At 47.2% G+C, this 16,641-nt stretch carries 14 protein-coding genes; 5 read left to right on the forward strand and 9 right to left on the reverse strand.

Features of this window, described 5'->3' with window-relative positions:
• Positions 1-39: 39 nt before the first annotated feature.
• Complete coding sequence (locus ACO6V1_RS02665) at positions 40-657, forward strand: GNAT family N-acetyltransferase (RefSeq protein WP_422465678.1); 618 nt, start codon at positions 40-42, stop codon at positions 655-657.
• A 135-nt stretch (positions 658-792) separates the two neighbouring features.
• Here ACO6V1_RS02665 and ACO6V1_RS02670 read toward each other — a convergent pair whose 3' ends face one another.
• Complete coding sequence (locus ACO6V1_RS02670; protein WP_422465680.1) at positions 793-1,398, reverse strand: TetR/AcrR family transcriptional regulator; 606 nt, start codon at positions 1,396-1,398, stop codon at positions 793-795.
• A 306-nt stretch (positions 1,399-1,704) separates the two neighbouring features.
• On the opposite strand from ACO6V1_RS02670, the gene ACO6V1_RS02675 reads away from it, so the two are divergent.
• Both ACO6V1_RS02675 and ACO6V1_RS02680 read left to right on the forward strand, forming a co-directional pair.
• The gene (locus tag ACO6V1_RS02675) at positions 1,705-3,723 is read left to right on the forward strand and encodes an FAD-dependent oxidoreductase (protein ID WP_422465682.1); all 2,019 of its coding nucleotides are present in this window, start codon (positions 1,705-1,707) and stop codon (positions 3,721-3,723) included.
• Positions 3,724-4,147: 424 nt separating this feature from the next.
• Complete coding sequence (locus tag ACO6V1_RS02680; RefSeq protein WP_422465684.1) at positions 4,148-4,384, forward strand: hypothetical protein; 237 nt, start codon at positions 4,148-4,150, stop codon at positions 4,382-4,384.
• 255 nt (positions 4,385-4,639) lie between these two features.
• Here ACO6V1_RS02680 and ACO6V1_RS02685 read toward each other — a convergent pair whose 3' ends face one another.
• Positions 4,640-4,768 carry a hypothetical protein gene (locus ACO6V1_RS02685; protein ID WP_422448901.1) on the reverse strand — a complete coding sequence of 43 codons (129 nt, stop codon included), beginning with the start codon at positions 4,766-4,768 and terminating at the stop codon, positions 4,640-4,642.
• 13 nt (positions 4,769-4,781) lie between these two features.
• On the opposite strand from ACO6V1_RS02685, the gene ACO6V1_RS02690 reads away from it, so the two are divergent.
• The gene (locus ACO6V1_RS02690) at positions 4,782-5,573 is read left to right on the forward strand and encodes a hypothetical protein (protein WP_422448903.1); all 792 of its coding nucleotides are present in this window, start codon (positions 4,782-4,784) and stop codon (positions 5,571-5,573) included.
• A 231-nt stretch (positions 5,574-5,804) separates the two neighbouring features.
• Positions 5,805-6,692: a hypothetical protein gene (locus ACO6V1_RS02695; RefSeq protein ID WP_422465686.1), complete on the forward strand. Its 888-nt coding sequence runs from the start codon at positions 5,805-5,807 to the stop codon at positions 6,690-6,692.
• Between the two features lie 1,035 nt (positions 6,693-7,727).
• Here ACO6V1_RS02695 and ACO6V1_RS02700 read toward each other — a convergent pair.
• The 7 genes from ACO6V1_RS02700 to ACO6V1_RS02730 form a co-directional block, all read right to left on the reverse strand.
• The gene (locus tag ACO6V1_RS02700) at positions 7,728-8,123 is read right to left on the reverse strand and encodes a helix-loop-helix domain-containing protein (protein ID WP_422465688.1); all 396 of its coding nucleotides are present in this window, start codon (positions 8,121-8,123) and stop codon (positions 7,728-7,730) included.
• A 58-nt stretch (positions 8,124-8,181) separates the two neighbouring features.
• The gene (locus ACO6V1_RS02705; protein WP_422465690.1) at positions 8,182-12,546 is read right to left on the reverse strand and encodes a LamG-like jellyroll fold domain-containing protein; all 4,365 of its coding nucleotides are present in this window, start codon (positions 12,544-12,546) and stop codon (positions 8,182-8,184) included.
• Between the two features lie 246 nt (positions 12,547-12,792).
• Positions 12,793-14,187, reverse strand: coding sequence for a Si-specific NAD(P)(+) transhydrogenase (gene sthA / locus ACO6V1_RS02710; protein ID WP_422448911.1), 1,395 nt, complete (start codon positions 14,185-14,187; stop codon positions 12,793-12,795).
• A gap of 140 nt (positions 14,188-14,327) precedes the next feature.
• A complete protein-coding gene (gene nqrM / locus ACO6V1_RS02715) occupies positions 14,328-14,561 on the reverse strand; it encodes a (Na+)-NQR maturation NqrM (protein WP_422448913.1) in 234 nt (77 codons plus the stop codon).
• 87 nt (positions 14,562-14,648) lie between these two features.
• The gene (locus ACO6V1_RS02720; RefSeq protein ID WP_422448915.1) at positions 14,649-15,770 is read right to left on the reverse strand and encodes an FAD:protein FMN transferase; all 1,122 of its coding nucleotides are present in this window, start codon (positions 15,768-15,770) and stop codon (positions 14,649-14,651) included.
• A gap of 268 nt (positions 15,771-16,038) precedes the next feature.
• Positions 16,039-16,248 carry a BrnA antitoxin family protein gene (locus ACO6V1_RS02725; RefSeq protein WP_209201584.1) on the reverse strand — a complete coding sequence of 70 codons (210 nt, stop codon included), beginning with the start codon at positions 16,246-16,248 and terminating at the stop codon, positions 16,039-16,041.
• Complete coding sequence (locus tag ACO6V1_RS02730) at positions 16,245-16,538, reverse strand: BrnT family toxin (RefSeq protein ID WP_422448917.1); 294 nt, start codon at positions 16,536-16,538, stop codon at positions 16,245-16,247. The genes ACO6V1_RS02725 and ACO6V1_RS02730 overlap by 4 nt, the downstream gene beginning before the upstream one ends.
• Positions 16,539-16,641 lie beyond the last annotated feature (103 nt).

The following is a 16,641-nucleotide window of genomic DNA, read 5'->3' on the forward strand; positions in this document are numbered from 1 at the left end:
GCTCTCATTACAAAATAAACTTCTACAGGAGTTGAATATATGAACCCCATAATTGAGCTTGCATCCTGCACAAAAGCTGTAAGTGACATCGCACTACCATACAACCTTATCTTAGAGGCCAGGTTTAAAGGCTATAAGATAAGCGTTGTACCCAATGTATCCGACATATCATATATCCGAGAATATTTTTACTCCAAAAATCTAAAAGTCTCACCTATTAAAGGTGCGAAGAAAGCATTAAAAAAAATAGATACAGCTAACAATTCCAACAAAAGAGTTATTGAACTTATTGAAATCAGGACTGCTACTACAGCTGCTTATCTGTCATTTAAAATTAATCAAGAATCAATATCTATTGAACTTTTATCGGTAAAAAAGTCTTATCAAGGTAATGGACTTGGAAAGTTGTTGATGAAATCCATTATTGAAGTTGCTGCGTCCAGGAAAGTCCCTGGCATAGTCTTGAATAGTGACTACGATGCTATTTCATTTTATGAGAAATTTGGCTTTGAAAAAGTTAAAACAGGAGAATCAGAACCACTGATGAAATTAGCAACGCCTGTGCGAGACTATTTACGGCAAAAGAGCCTGGAACACTATGGTCTGATCTGCCTGGATAAGCAGTTGTTATCGCCAGTTCCATATAAAAAGGTTTAACAAAACCGGGGGCGGAAAGAAAACCGACACTGGACCGTCTTACACCTCATACTGCGCCAGATCGGACTTTAATCTCCACTGCCAGGATAACCGTCATAATGCACATTTCCTGGTGCATCATGGAAATGTACTTTTTTATACCGTTGCCGCTGCCAGTATCATCTCTACTGCACTGTCCGACATGACATCAATGGAGCTTCTATCCAGGTAAATACCATCATTCAATAAGCGACTCATACCGTGCAACATGCTCCAGCTCACCTGGGCAAGGCGCAGACCATCAATATCTTTTGAAAACTTACCCTTGTCCTGCCAGCTGCGGATCAGATCAACATAGTGCTGAAAGCAGGCAAAAGAGGCCGCTCTCAGACTCTCTGTTGGTTCACCATTTTTCCAGACCGGACGACCGAACATCAGGTCATACTCCTCAGGATACTTCCAGGAAAGATCCAGATAGGCATGGACAAAAGCCTTTAACCAGCCATTCATGTCCCCTGACTGCTCATGCATCTGTTGTGCAAAGTGTGCCTGCCACTTCTCAAACCCCTGCTCGGCGATGGCACAGAGCAGCGCATTCTTATCTTTAAAATGATGATAAGCCGCCGTTCTGGAGACCCCTACCCGCTCCGCCAGCGCGCGCATGGAAATGCCATCCACCCCCTGCTCCCCGATCATCCGGGTTGCCTCTTCAAGCAGCTCCTGGTGAAGATTGCCGTGGTGGTAGGATTTTCTGCCAGTCATATGTCGTTTAATGCCCGTGCGCTGTCTGGTACAAAATGGTGCAGTCCAGAGACAATACAAATTATCTTGACAGTGTCAAATTACCATTTTATCTTGACAGCGTCTAGCCCGGATATTTCATAAACGTGCTCCCGCTCTCGCTTGTCCTTTGTCGCTCTAAGGGAGTTTTGCTCGGTCGACCGTACTCCCCGGTACGGCGCTCCCTCACAAAATCCCTTAGAGCGACAAAGTCCTGCGCGAGATTCGGGGCAGTTTATGAAATACCCGGGCTTGATGAGGCGTCGAATCACAAGAAGGATTATAAAAATGACTACCCCCTACCCACATCTTCTGGCACCGCTGGATCTGGGTTTCACCACACTGAAAAACCGGGTTTTGATGGGCTCCATGCATACTGGCCTGGAAGAACGGCCCAACGGTTTTGAACGACTGGCGGCTTATTTTGCCGAACGCGCAGTCGGCGGTGTAGGACTCATTGTGACCGGCGGTATTGCGCCGAATCAGGAGAGCGGGGGTATGCCCGGTGCTGCCACCATGGAAACCATGGATGATGTAAAGCACCACCAGTTGGTGACAGACGCCGTGCATAAGGCTGGCGGAAAAATCTGTATGCAGATCCTGCATACCGGCCGTTATGCCTACCACCCAAAATGCATTGCTCCCAGTGCCATTCAGGCACCTATCAATCCTTTCAAACCTAAAGAACTGACCTCCGAAGAGGTGGACGAGCAGATCGAGAGCTTTGTCAACTCTGCGGCCCTGGCAAAAGAAGCAGGCTATGATGGCGTGGAAATCATGGGGTCTGAAGGGTACTTCATCAACCAGTTCATTGCTAATCGTACCAACCAGCGACAGGACGAATGGGGTGGAGAATACCGTCAGCGCATTCGCCTGCCGGTAGCCATGGTGAGACAGACCCGGGAAAGAGTAGGCCCGGACTTCATCATTATTTACCGCCTCTCCATGCTGGATCTGGTTGAAGGCGGCAGTAGCTGGGATGAAATTGTTGAACTGGCCAAAGAGATTGAACAGGCGGGTGCCACCATTCTTAATACCGGCATTGGCTGGCACGAGGCCCGTGTCCCCACCATCGCGACAATGGTGCCAAGAGCGGCCTTTACCTGGGTAACGGCAAAAATTCGTAACGAAATCAGTATTCCGGTCATCACCTCCAACCGGATCAACATGCCGGAAACCGCAGAAGAAGTTCTGGCCCGTGGTGATGCCGACATGGTGTCCATGGCCCGCCCTATGCTGGCAGATGCCGAATGGGTGAACAAGGCGGCGGAAGGCAGAACCGATGAAATCAATACCTGCATTGGCTGCAACCAGGCCTGCCTTGATCATGTCTTTTATATGAAACCCGTCAGCTGTCTGGTAAACCCCAGAGCATGCCATGAAACCGAGCTGAACTATCTGCCAACCAGCAAACCCAAGAAGCTGGCCGTGGTGGGCGCAGGTCCTGCCGGCATGGCATTTGCCGCCACAGCCGCCTATCGTGGTCACAACGTCACACTGTTTGATGCGGCAGACAAAATTGGTGGACAGTTCAATATCGCGAAAACCGTACCTGGCAAGGAAGAGTTTGAAGAGACCCTGCGCTACTTCAAACGACAGATCGAGTTGACCGGCGTCGAGCTGAAGCTCAACCACAGAGTAACGGCAGAAGAGCTGGAAAACAGTGACTTTGACGAAGTCATCGTCGCCACGGGTATCACCCCCAGAAGTCTGGAGCTGGAAGGTATTGATCACGCCAAGGTACTGAGTTATCTGGATGTGTTCAAGGGAGCACCTGTGGGCAACAAGGTCGCCGTTATCGGCGCTGGCGGTATCGGTTTTGATTTGTGCGAACTGATTACCCAGGAAGGCCCATCCAGCAGCCTTGATATTCCCGCCTTTATGAAAGAGTGGGGGGTGGATATGGCCTTGGAAAATCGCGGTGGCCTGCTGACCGAAAGTGAGCACCCAAAATCCTCCAGAGAAGTCTTTCTGCTGCAGAGGAAAAAGAGCAAGCCCGGTAAAAACCTCGGCAAGACCACCGGCTGGATTCACCGCTCATCACTGGCTAACCGGGGGGTGCGCATGGTACCAGCCTGTGAGTACCACAAGGTGGATGATCAGGGTCTGCACCTGTCCATTGCCGGGGAGCCTCAGGTGCTGGATGTGGATAGCGTCGTTATCTGCGCAGGCCAGGAGCCCATGCGCGAACTCGCTGATAGCATCAGCGGCAAGACCGTGCACCTGATTGGCGGAGCGGATGTGGCTGCTGAGCTGGATGCCAAGCGGGCAATCAACCAGGGCTGCCGACTGGCTGCTGATATTTGATACTGCCGCTTAACCAGTAAAGGGGGCTCGCCCCCCTTTATCATTCCGGCCTCAAGTAAACCTCGCCAAATAGCCCGAATTGCTATTATTTCTATGTGTGTTTGACATAAATATTGAATGGGTTGTAGTGGGAAGGAACTTTTATGATAAAGGGTGGTCTTAAACTTTAATGCTGTAATTTTATAATTCAATGCATCACTCTAGTAAATTACCACCCTTCCATATTGCGTTTTCCGGACTCAATTCGAATTCACTTCAACAAACGTACCAGCATGACAAAAATGAACAGCAACCCACCTATCAAGGCATGCCTGTCCAAACACTGAAATCTCCTTTTCCTGTTTATGTCAGGCTAGAATCAACGGAATCTTATGATTTTGGTGAAGCTCTGCCCCTTCCCAATGAAGGGGCATGCACTCCTGGAATGGGCAAAACGAGCAAAACCAAATACGCCGCATCCAAAAAAGGCAAGGCGGCCAGGGCCAGATACAATGCATCCGATAATCGCAAGGTGAGTCAGGCCAAATACGAAGTATCCGAAAAGGGCCAGGCGGCCAAGGCCAGAAAACTGGCCAGATACGCCTTATCCAGGGAAAAAAGGATTTCCCAGTCCAGAAAAAATGCAAAATCATACGCCTATCGATCAGCCATACATAAATAAAGGCTTTAGTGAACAAGTAGCGAGGGAAAAAGAAGAGTCAGCCGCTACGACAAAAAAAGCAGAGTTATCATCAACTTCCTTCATCACTGCTCAGTTATCAGACTGAAGGAATATTTACAATTCCATTCGAACCCTTTTATCCTGAGTGGTTAACAGGCAAAGTAAAAAGTTAGTTTCAGTTAACTAACTGATGACTGGATTGCGAAAGGCTGGGAACTTCTATAAAAAATAGCGGTCTTGAAATATATTTAAATGCTAAAATTCTTCAATGCACAATTCAGCAATCATAAATAATGCTTCTTTTTGTTCGAGCGCTTGCGATCCGATACGGCGGTTAGATTTAGCTCCCAGCCCAGCTGCACCTTTAATTCCTGAGCCAAGCATATCTGGTTATTCCGTGAAAACGGCATTTGATAAAACCATTCCTATATATCTTACTAAGGATACAACAAACCAGGCTATATTAACTCCTCAACACTCATCAACTGAATTTTCTATTTCTCATATTCCACCTAATATCGATGAATTATTTCCTGAATTATCTCAGAGCACTGCCAATCAATTTTTATTCAATTCTAATGACAAACCTATCAATGACGGATTGACAACCACAGATCCAACATCATTGAACCATAGTCAATTATCTCATAATTTAATATCTGTAAAACCACAAACTCCCATTAACCAATTAACTCATACAGAGGCTTCCGAAAATAAAATTTCAGACATGACGATATATAAAATTTGGAGAATAAATAATAGAAAGAAATTAAATAGGATATCCGCAAAAAGAAGTCGAGACAATATAGAAAGCCATATACAAGAAATGGAATCAAAGCTGAGTTTACGACAAATTGCATCAATCAAGTCAATTTGTAGAAAAAACATTAACAATATCAAAGAATTTGATACAATTAGAGATTATCTTGACCGCAATCAGAAAGACAACAAACTGGTAAAAAAATACGGCATTGATAAATTATCCAATTTAATTATTGAGACTAAAAGAAGAAAAACCAACTCAATTGATATAGATGATTTAGATAGTTTTAAATTTTTAAAAAAGAAGGCTAGCAATTCATACTCTTCAACAAAATCAAGATTCTTCAAATCTGAATACATAAAAAAATTGAAATCTGCCATTAAAACCAATCCCATTTCCCCATCTGGATTTCAAACACCAGGCTAAAAAAACTGACTGGTTTCATCCGCTAAATCCATGCCCTCATAGATTTAATTACCAATGATCCGACGACCACCATTCTTCATCACTGTAGAGTTCTGGATTTTACATTACCACGGTTAATAACTATAGCGAATATTTATTCTTATTTGATATAAAATAGGATGAATTATTTAAAGAAGGAACTTTTATAAAAGTAGAAGATCAAGGGTTACAGTTCAATAATTCAATAATTCGATGAATCACCTCAATAACTGTTCTCCATTCAACTTTGATCTTTCTGACTCCTACTCACTGAATTTAACAGAACAAACGTATCAGTTTGATAGCAAACAACAACCAATGCATTTAGGTATGTCTATACAGGCAGTGCCCCCCCTTTTTTCTGTTTGCAATTATGATAGCCAGTCAGAAAACCAACAAAGTAATGCTGAACCTCTTAACTTATTTCATAAATATAGTATTTCTGCTCTGACACCAACTAATCCAGAAGACTCTTTCGGATCCGATATTTTCGGAACACAACTGCCAGATCTTGATGAATATCTACTCTCGTATTCTGATAATGAGCACGATAATGATGCGATATCATCCATATTAAATACCCCATTGACGCAGCAGATATGTTCATCAGGGAGTGAGACTGAAACCGGGGAGTCAACACCAGCAAGCCTATCGAATCCCGAAGACCATTTAACTGATCTTCCTGTTGGACTCTCAAACCTACAAAATATACAACCAGCTGCTGCGGATATCCCACTCAACCTTTACCACACCACAAGTAATAACCAACCGACAGAAAAAGTTACTGTTGGTAACTCTTCAAGAATCGTGCAACAAAAGAGTTTCTGCAAGAATATCCGCGATGCCACAGAGCGCCAAAAGCAACGCCAAAGGCAGCGCTACCAAAATGATCCCGACTATGCAGAGCGTAAAAAGAAAATACCAAGAGAGCGCCAGAGAGAGCTTCGCAAAAATCCCGCTTACATGAAACGTCGAAGGGCGCAACAAATGGAGCGATACTACAATAAGCTCGCCTGCGCCGAGCGCAAAAGAAAGCCTGACAATAATCCCGCTTCTGCAGAGCGCGACAGGGTTCGCCCAAAAAAAATGCAAACAGAATGATCTTGCTTCAAGCCTGCTTTAAGAGAGGAACTTTATATCGGTGGAATAGGTCTTAAACTGTAATTCAATGACTCAAAGGATATTCCTGCTCATTTCGTTCAGTTAAGTACAGTTTCAGGCAGCTTTCATAACTTTCCTGAACCAGACATATCAGTTCAGGCCTTTTCCCGGGATGTTGGCGAAGCTTACAATGTTCTGCGTGCTATCCGTTGCTATGAAGCTACTGAAGACAACCATCAACAGACAGCGGCACCTTTTCATAATCCATTTAATGATCCCCGGTTTGAAAAAAGATCAATAGTCATCGTTGATAGACATACTAAAAAAGATCGACAACCTGACGTAACAATTAGAGAAAAACGCCAGGATAATCATCCTGCCCCCTCATATAAGCCTGGCAATCAACCTTTTACGATCCAGTCTATTTCAGGTTCAGGGCATCCAGCTTCACAAAACTCGTTGGTTGTGGATAACAATATTTATCAACCTGCAGAAATTTTTAATACAACAGAATCCGTTGCGATTGTTCAACCCCAAATGGCTACGAACTCATCCAGTGCTCCCACGGTCGAAGGTACTCTTCAGGTGTCTGATGCCAGAGTTAAATGCGAAGCATCCGATAAACGCAAGGAGGCCAAAGCCAGGGCTTCAGCTAAATACAGGGCATCCGAAAAATGCAGGCAGGCCAGTGCCAGATTAGAAGCATCCCCTAAACGAAAGGCATACAAAGCCCAATACAACAGATTCGCTCAAGCCAAGGAGGCCAGAGCCAAATACGCAGCATCCCCTAGAGGCTAGGAGACCATAGCCAGAGCCAGAGCTAAATACGAAGCATCCCGTAAAGGCAAGGAGACCAGAGCCAGAGCCAAAGTCAGGGCCAGAGCCAACTACAAAGCATCCAGTAAAGGCATGCAGGCCAGAGCCAAATACGAAACATCCGATAAACACAAGGAGGCCATAATCAAAATGGATACAAGATCAAACCTTCAAACCGTTATCCCCTGCTGCGCTTCAACGATAGCTCCATTCAAGCAATCAGAAAGGTCCGGGAGGATTTCTGAGCTGCTGTTCAAGGGCTCTAATGTATACACATGCCTGTCTTAATATCTGTACTTTTGTTAATGACTGTTCAGCCCCTCCGGGAATTTTATTTTTAAGTGCTAAGAAGGCGTCGTTAATTTTACTGACACGATGTTTTACTCTAAGGCTAGCCATTCGCCTATGCTGATCATAGGTCATACGCGGTCTATTTCTTTTGGTGAGATAGTTACATTTCCTTGCAGTTGATGTGGAAGAAACGTCTCGGTGATCAACTTGATGAACATCGAACTGCTTGAACGTTATATCTTTAGCAGGATTTATTCCAATAGCGCCAGATGATTCATCTGATGGAGTCTGATTTGGCTGTATTTTTGTTGTATTAATATTCATCTGATTTATTACCTTCTTCATTTTGAATGAAAAAGTACTCGATATTGAGCTTTTTAGTTCATGTTACTGGCGCTGGCATGGTACCTTCAGAAACCTCAAAGTTATCGAAGTATGCTGTACGTCCATACTCCGTTTTCAGAAATAGGCCAATACGGCTTCTGTCTACTGCGAAGCCATAAGATGTGAGCTTCTGCATGCCATTACCATCCAAAAGATCATAGAAGAATGTGTACCTGTCAACCCCGAAGCCATTACCATTTTCAATCACTTCCATACGCAGTTTGACCTTGCCAGAAGCGTTGGCACTGACGTTAATAAGCGGGCTATTGGTACCGAGGCCTTGAAGGTTAATAAGTCCATCACGGCCACTCCAGTAGTCCAGGCCATAGGAGAATACCGGTTGTGCACCATCTTCATCCGCATAGACAGTAAGGCCTGCAATTTGACGATTTTGTGCGGTGTTCAGTTCGAGCTCTGTTTCCACTGCCCAGGACTCAGAGGCGGGTGCTGTAAAATAAGCAATAGGGCCATTGTTACGTGCCTTCCACATATCCGTGTTGCCCATAGTGGTAATGTCGAGACGATCATTAACCTCATCGATGGTAATAGAAGCCAGTGAGCTATCAGGGATATCCGCAGATAAGCCAGAGTCGGTCAGCGTAGCGCCTGCAAAAGACGTCGAATGAGTAGTAAGCAGCGGCAGCCCCACGGTGTTGCCAATTGAAATGGTAAAGGTCTGTTCAGAAGAGTAACCATGTTCATCGGTTGCACTGACAACAAGGCTGTATGAAGGTTTCAGGTCAAAGTCCAAAGCCGCTATTAAGGTCACAGTTCCATCAGGGGCAACTGCGAAATGACTGAGTCCATCACCGCCCACTGCAGAATAGATGACGGTTGTGTCGCCACGGTTAGCATCCGTTGCAGTGAGCGTCATAACGACAGTGTTGACCGCCGTATCCTCCATTACCAGAAAAGCATTGCTGGTGAATTTCGGAGCCTGCTCAACCTGGTAATTCAAGTCAAAGAATGTTTCCTGACCCCGGTCATCGACAACCTTGAGGTTTATGGTCTGTGCATCAGCATTCGTTACCCCCTCATTAGAGTAGACCTGACCACTACCATGAACGTTCAAACCCGCTGAAAAGGCACCACCCCATGGCCCATAAGTACCAGTGGCCGTATTTTTATGGAAGACGAGGAGTTCACCTCCCTCAGGATCGCTGTAGTATTGGCTGAGATCAACAGGTCCAAAGGGTTTACTTCCCTCAATCGTACCAAGGTCAATGGTTGACTGAGTGATCACCGGAGCCTGGTTGGTATGAGCCACATAGCCAGAAGCCACTTTTCGGAAGCTGGAGGTATCGCCCCGGATACGACTGGCGTCAGCCATAATTGCATCCACACGCCAGAAAACCTGGTCGTTGTCGTTAACTGTCTGTACAACTTCAGTAGGGCTGCCAGTCCAGGCCGCTATCAAGCCACTGTCCGGGTTATCAACATCCGTTTTGTTTGAACTGACAAAGAGTTCGTAGCCTGCCGCATCGTGTACGCTTGTCCAGTCAAATTGAACATCTCCCGCAGCAACAATACCGTTATAAGCCGGAGCAATCGGGACTGGTTTGGTCCGTTGATAATTGGCAGTGACCTGAGCGTCATTCAGGGCATAGTTAAAGCTTTGAATCTCATCGATGAGCCCGTTAAAGCCCTTACCAAAAGTCAGACTGTTAAAGTTATAGGTATAGCCCACGTGGGTGGCGGAATCGACGAGCTGACCATCGAAGAAGAGTTTGTTGATACCACCATATTCATGGACCATGGTTACCTGATGCCAGGTTCCTGTTGCAATGTCTACGGCCCCTTCATTGGTGTATTTGGCATTGATCTCATTCCACTCGATGGCACCGGCCAATTGTGAAGACGGCCAGTGCATTTTAATGCCAGCGCCATGGTTGAAGATATCAATGTTGAGCGACTCTTTACCATAAGAACCGTGGAGCAAATTGACGTTAGCAGTGATCGCATTCGCAGGATTAAACCAAAAAGAGAGTGTCATGCTGTGATGGCGTACAGAAGGTATTACATCATTGCCGATCACCAGGCCATGGGTGTCGATAGATGTGTCGTACGCCTTGCCACTGACGCCACCGGAAACGACAGCGGCCTCATTGACTGCTACTGTAGTGCCACCAGAACCCAGGGTTTGTGACTGGCCTGAAGCAACATGATCGAAGTCAATTAAGCCATCGACGTGCGGTGTTCGTTTAAAGAAATTGAATTTCCGGGTTGTGGTATAACCACCGGTTTCCTTGATATCGATATGAGCGACTGACTGACCTTCATCGAGGTTCACGGCGGCAGTATTCGCTGTAGCAGTGACAGTGATTGTCTCGTCTGCTGCCAATGAAGCAGATGTCCTGTCAAGGCTTAACCACGGACTGTCTGTTTGAATTACCAGTGTCTGATTTACATCTGTGTTGTTGGTAATGTCGTATTCCTGATGTGGTAATTTGCCATTACCATCCCAGTCATAGACGACTTCCTGCGTCGGGCGGGCGATGATCGGGTACGTTGGCTTCATCGCCTGTGGAATCACCTGGATGGACGGATCGCCATTGAGTGTCCAGAGAATATCACTTCCTGTGAGACTCCGATGACCATCACACATTCTATGCCAATGTGCCAGTCCCATGGGCTCACCTTTGGTGAAAATATCGAAGCGGCTATGACGGTAGAACGGTTCACCAACACCATTATTTTTGCCAAGTGACGCCACCGGGCGAGTCCCTCCCATGACACCAATGGAACCATAACGCAACTGGGAGGCACAAAGGTTATTGTCGAAACCAACTTCACACGCTTCACAGGAGCCGATCTCAGATAAGTACGGGCGGACATTGTTACCATGGTTGCGTGAGAGATCGACACTGAGGCCGCCTTGTGTCCAGGTGGGTGTACCATGGCCACCGGTACGGATATAGCCAATATCGTAGTTGGTCAGGAAGTGATCATTCTGCCACTGTTGGAAATCCGTCGGCACATGACCATCGCCAACAACACCTCCGCGAACCCGATACTCAACGCCTGCAAATTCGTAGAGAGCGGCATTGATATTCCAGGTTGTGTCATTGATATCCGGTCTGTAGCGCCAGGTGGTATCGGCCTCGTTTTCGTAGTCGATAAACTTCTGCAAGATCGCATCCACATCACTGTATTTGCCAAACTGACTGCCTTCACCCGCCACCTGGATACGACCAACGAGGACATTCCACTGCCCTGAATGCCCTTTACCCCAATCGCCATTACTGTAAAGAATGCCATCGCCATCGGCATCAATCGTTTCATTCACCAGGTCCACGTAGTAATGATCAGTAGCCGCTACCCCATAGGTATACTCGTACCAATCTGTGACTTCACCCGCATCGACTTTGGCCTGGCGTTCAAAGCGTGAGATACCGCCTTTGGCAATGGCCATCGGCACATCGCCCCGGTAAATATCGGGATCACCGACCATAAGGACATACAGAATATCCTTGCTCTGATAGTTATTACGCAACCAGGTACGTATGTTATCCGCCGCATAGGCACCATGACCGCCACCGTGATCTTTTTCAGTGACAACATGTACAGTAAAGCCGATGGCTTCTTTATGGGCGATAAAGTCATTTAACTTTGTCAGATTTTTTCTAAGTTTCTCGGTGGTTACAATTGCATAGCCTTTACGGTTAAGACGGACATCATCCACATCTTTCATTGGCGATGGCGTGTCGAAGTTACCATTGCCGGTATACCATTGGGCTCCGAGCATTAAAGGGGGCCTCTTCGTCTCCCACGTCTGGCCAAGGGGATTCCACCACCGCTGGATGTTAACTGGAGTCAAGACGATACGATAGACTTCCATCAAGCTGTCATTGTAGTCGTCTAATCCTTTTAAAAATGCTGTGTGCTCTCCTTCGCCAGGCGTAGCTGTACCTAATTTGATACTGGTTAGATCACCACTTGTCTGGGCCAGAGTAAATTGAAGCGCTTCCGGGCCGATTTGTAACTGAACGCTCTTACCTGCAGAGCTGGCAGGGACATTTCTGAGCAAAAGGTTCACATCGTAAGAAATGTTCTCCAGACCTTTGATTGTCCATTCTGCTTGAGAACCAGCGGAACTTCCGCTGAACAATAAGTACTTTGCGCTTGCTTCCCAGGTGATACCTGCCCCCAGTTTGGCGTCCCAGCCGCGCAGGGTGACCACACCTGCGGCGTTAGGCTGAGGGTTGCCTTTGGGAATATCTGCAAAAGTGAGCTGTAGGGATAGTAGAGATATCAATAGAACCAGCCACACCTGTCGTTGAGCCATTGTTTCTCGCAGGCTGGTAGCGAGGTCCCGGTAAATGTTGAAAGCCGGGGTCACGAAAGCTGGGGGCAAGTCTTTCATGGTTCACAACTCTGGTCGTTTACGGTGATAAGAGAAAAAGGCGGCAAAAAGAGAAGGCGGGAAGCAGTGGCAGGTCTTTGCATAAAAGCAAAATTCAAGTCCTGCCTCAGAAACGTTCTTAGTATAACAAACAGAATCACCCTCTGTTTGGATGGTCAGGCTAAAAAGAGTGTTCCGGAATTTCAGCAGCGCCCGGAAGCAGCCGTACTCCGGGCACTGCTGAGATGAGAAGCCAATTAAGCAGGATCAAAACAATCGGTTCAGCCCATCCAGGGCAGCAACACGGTAGGCTTCCGCCATGGTCGGATAGTTAAATGTGGTATTCAGGAAATAACGGAGTGAATTGGCCTTGCCCTCTTGCCGCATCACCGCCTGACCGATATGGATAATCTCCGAAGCCTGGTCACCAAAACAGTGAATGCCCAACACTTCCAGGGTATCCCGGTGGAAAAGAATCTTCAGCATGCCGACCACCTCGCCAGTGATTTGAGCCCTGGCCAGCCTGGAGAAAAACGCCTTGCCCACTTCATAGGGAATGGCATCTGCCGTCAGTTCTTCTTCGGTGCAACCCACAGAGCTGATTTCCGGGATGGTGTAGATTCCCGTAGGCACTTCATTGACAAAGTGCCAGTCCTCACTGTTACAAAGGTGTGCCGCCGCCGAGCGTCCCTGGTCATAAGCGGCACTGGCTAGGCTGGGCCAGCCAATGACGTCACCCGCCGCATAAATATGGGGTAATGAGGTCTGATAGCTTTCATTAACACTTAACTGCCCACGGCCATCGGGCTTAAGGCCGATCATTTCCAGCCCCATTGCCTGGGTATTGCCTGTCCGGCCATTGGCCCAGAGCAACATGTCGGCTTTGAGTTTCTTGCCCGACTTGAGGTGCAGCACCACGCAATCATCCATGGTCTCAAGTTTCTGGAACTCTTCATTATGACGGATAATGACGTTCATTTTGCGCAGCTGATAGCTCAGGGCATCGGAAATCTCTTTATCAAGAAACGACAGCAGCCGCTCACGGGTATCAATCAAATCCACCAGCACACCCAGACCAGAGAATATCGAGGCATATTCAGAGCCGATAACACCGGCACCGTAGATAATCATGCGTCGTGGCGTAGAAGACAGCTCCAAAATGGAATCACTATCAAAAACCCTGGGATGGTGAAAGTCGACACCGGGTGGATGGTAGGGACGGGACCCGGTGGCAATCAGAAAGTTGGACCCGAACAGACGTTCCGTATTCCCACTGGGCTCAGTCACCTCCAGGGTGTGCTCATCAATAAAGACACCACGGCCAAAGTAGAGATCAATGCGATTCCGGGCATAGTACATGGTCCGGGACTGTACCTGCTTCTGAATCACCGATTCCGCTCTTTTCAATACTTTGGGAAAGCTGAACCAGCGGGGATCACCAATCTCACGAAACATGGAGTTGGTATTGAAATCCATGATCTGTTTGACAGAGTGGCGCAGAGCCTTGGATGGAATCGTACCCAGATGAGTACAGCTGCCACCGACAAAGTTAAACTGCTCAACGACAGCGACCTTTTTACCAAGCTTGACGGCATTCATGGCCGCCCCCTCACCCGCAGGCCCCGACCCAAGGATGACCAAATCGTATTTACTGACACCCATTTATTCGATTCCCCCGGTTCCAAAACATTATCCGTTTATTCTTTTTTACAGCTTATACTTTGAGTGTCCAAAAAGCTTTACACCAGGAGGCTGTCACTGGTGCCTACAACCAACAAAAAAACAAACGTAACCAGAAACGATTACGCCTTTTTACTCTGATTTGCAGACGTCGCGTCATAAAACAGGTCATCATTCACCTCGGAAAGAGGATCTGTTTTGTCTCCGCCGCCACAAATGACACAGCTGTCCTTCAGGCCAAGATTACTAAGGCCACCACAGGAGCCTTTAATCGGCTTATTGGCAAAAATCACACCCACCGCCATAGCCGCAATGAGCACCAGAAAAGTACAAAATGTAATCAGCATAATGGTCATGACTGATTCCTCCATTATTTACCATGAAAGGGTTCAGGTGATACACGGAACCTGTTTATTGAAGCGCTATTTCCCGCTCAAGGTTGTTCATGGCTGTTGAACCAGGTAAGGCTTAAAGGCCTCACTGGTTACCGTTGCAAATCCTTCATCCGTATAATAGGCAAAACGTGCCGCAATACCCAGCCTGTTCGCCAGTTCCAGCCCTTTCTCATCCCCCAGCACCATAAACATGGTGGCCAGGGCATCGGCCCGGGCCGAGGTATCGGCAATGACAGCCACTTCCGCTACCCGCTTGGCTTCAGGCCAGCCGGTAACGGGATTAATGGTATGCGAGTAACGCTTGCCATCGACTTCAAAAAAATTCAGATAATCACCAGAGGTTGCCAGTGCCTTGTCCAGAGGCTCAACCAATGCTGATACGCCGTTTTTTCCCATTTCAGGACCGATCACCGCCAATCGCCAGGGGCTGCCATTCGGCTTGACACCCTGAACCAGCACTTCGCCACCAACCTCTACCATAAAGTCCTCAATACCCTGAGCCCTGAGAGCCGCTGCCGCCTGATCAACACCATAGCCCTTGGCGATGGAACTCAGATCAACAAACAACGCCTTTTCACGGGTCAGGGTTGAGCCTTCAGGGTCCGCTTTCAGACTCTGATAACCAACGTTGGCCAGGGCCTCCTGAATAGCGGTTGCCTCGGGAATATGGCCCGGATATTGGTCCTCTATCCATTTGACAAATTCCGGAGCATTGGCCAGCGGGTGGGAGTCACTATCATCGTGACTGTTGTTGACGGCCACCCATTGTGTCGGGCCAAACCCCCACAGGTTCACCAGGGGGCCTACGGTAATATCGTAGGCTCCATCTGACAGATCAGAAATCGCCCTGGCTTGCTGAACCAGCTGAACAATATCACTGGACAGTTTAAACGGCTCCCCTACCGGGGCCCGGTTAAACTGCATCAGCTCAGAGTCAGGCTTATAGGTTGACATCCGTTGATCCACATCAGCCAGGGCATCCTGAACTACAGCGGACACATCCTTTACCGGATGACTGAACAGAGTCGCTACATAACTGACGTTATAGGTCGTTCCCATAACCTGCCCCTGAAAGCTATTCAGCCTGGGCCGCGTACTCAACACCAGAAATACCGCCACCAGCACAATGATGGCAGGTATCAATGATCGCTTCAGAGATCGGGAAAGCAAGTGGAGCTCCTGATAGATAGTGGTTCAATAGGGCGTGGGTCAATCTCAGGTAGCTCTCTTAACACAGTACGGGCAAGGATAACTACCTTATGTCGGTGCGCTGGAAAAGATGCTCTGAGAAAGCTCCCGGCTGCAAGCCTGGCCGGATTCTAGCACCTGCCTGTGGGATAATCATCAGGGATTAAACGGAACGATTCGGGCAGTTACTTAGGAGGCTGACTGAGAATAGACTGCAAGATTCAAGACCCGAGACTGGTTTCTGCTGAAGCTACCGCCAGGACATCGACAGTTTCCGCTGATTGGCAGCACAATCTTTAAGGTAGAGATTAATCAGGCTCTGATAGGGTATCCCCATTTCGTCAGAGAGAGCTTTAAAATAATCAATAACATCCTCATCAATGCGAATGGTCATCTGCTTTTTCAGCTTCTTGGCGTACGGGTTTTTTTCACCCTGACTAAAATCATACTCTTCTCTCATGGCTTCATTCTCGCTGTGTAGATGTCGGTTTCTTTTTTGGTTGCACTCCTCGCGGAAAAAATCCGGATCACCTCATCCATTCGGTAACAGTGACAGACAACTAAAATTTTCAGGCTTGCAGTCATACCAAGAAGGATAAAACGGTCATCCATTCCAGAGTGATCCGGGTCGCCTATGAGCAAGCCATTCTCATCAAAAAAGACAGTTCTGGCTTCATCAAAGCTGATACCGTGCTTTCTGAGATTACTACGGGACTTATCATCATCCCATTCAAAGGTAAGGTGCTTCATTCAACAAAGTGTAACTACAATGTAGTTTATTTCAAGCAGTCAGTTTAGGAAATCGGTGTCTTGAATCTTGAACTTCGTCCCAACATCGCCGCCCCATCAACCA

Source organism: Endozoicomonas sp. ALC013 (assembly GCF_049310205.1).
Classification (GTDB): domain Bacteria; phylum Pseudomonadota; class Gammaproteobacteria; order Pseudomonadales; family Endozoicomonadaceae; genus Endozoicomonas.

Excerpts from the sequence above, each read along its gene's own strand:
- ACO6V1_RS02705 (WP_422465690.1), bottom strand. The coding sequence starts at position 12,546 with ATGAAAGACTTGCCCCCAGCTTTCGTGACCCCGGCTTTCAACATTTAC.
- nqrM (WP_422448913.1), bottom strand. The coding sequence starts at position 14,561 with ATGACCATTATGCTGATTACATTTTGTACTTTTCTGGTGCTCATTGCG.
- sthA (WP_422448911.1), bottom strand. The coding sequence starts at position 14,187 with ATGGGTGTCAGTAAATACGATTTGGTCATCCTTGGGTCGGGGCCTGCG.
- ACO6V1_RS02665 (WP_422465678.1), top strand. The coding sequence starts at position 40 with ATGAACCCCATAATTGAGCTTGCATCCTGCACAAAAGCTGTAAGTGAC.
- ACO6V1_RS02725 (WP_209201584.1), bottom strand. The coding sequence starts at position 16,248 with ATGAGAGAAGAGTATGATTTTAGTCAGGGTGAAAAAAACCCGTACGCC.
- ACO6V1_RS02680 (WP_422465684.1), top strand. The coding sequence starts at position 4,148 with ATGGGCAAAACGAGCAAAACCAAATACGCCGCATCCAAAAAAGGCAAG.
- ACO6V1_RS02670 (WP_422465680.1), bottom strand. The coding sequence starts at position 1,398 with ATGACTGGCAGAAAATCCTACCACCACGGCAATCTTCACCAGGAGCTG.
- ACO6V1_RS02685 (WP_422448901.1), bottom strand. The coding sequence starts at position 4,768 with ATGCTTGGCTCAGGAATTAAAGGTGCAGCTGGGCTGGGAGCTAAATCT.
- ACO6V1_RS02700 (WP_422465688.1), bottom strand. The coding sequence starts at position 8,123 with ATGAATATTAATACAACAAAAATACAGCCAAATCAGACTCCATCAGAT.
- ACO6V1_RS02695 (WP_422465686.1), top strand. The coding sequence starts at position 5,805 with ATGAATCACCTCAATAACTGTTCTCCATTCAACTTTGATCTTTCTGAC.
- ACO6V1_RS02675 (WP_422465682.1), top strand. The coding sequence starts at position 1,705 with ATGACTACCCCCTACCCACATCTTCTGGCACCGCTGGATCTGGGTTTC.
- ACO6V1_RS02730 (WP_422448917.1), bottom strand. The coding sequence starts at position 16,538 with ATGAAGCACCTTACCTTTGAATGGGATGATGATAAGTCCCGTAGTAAT.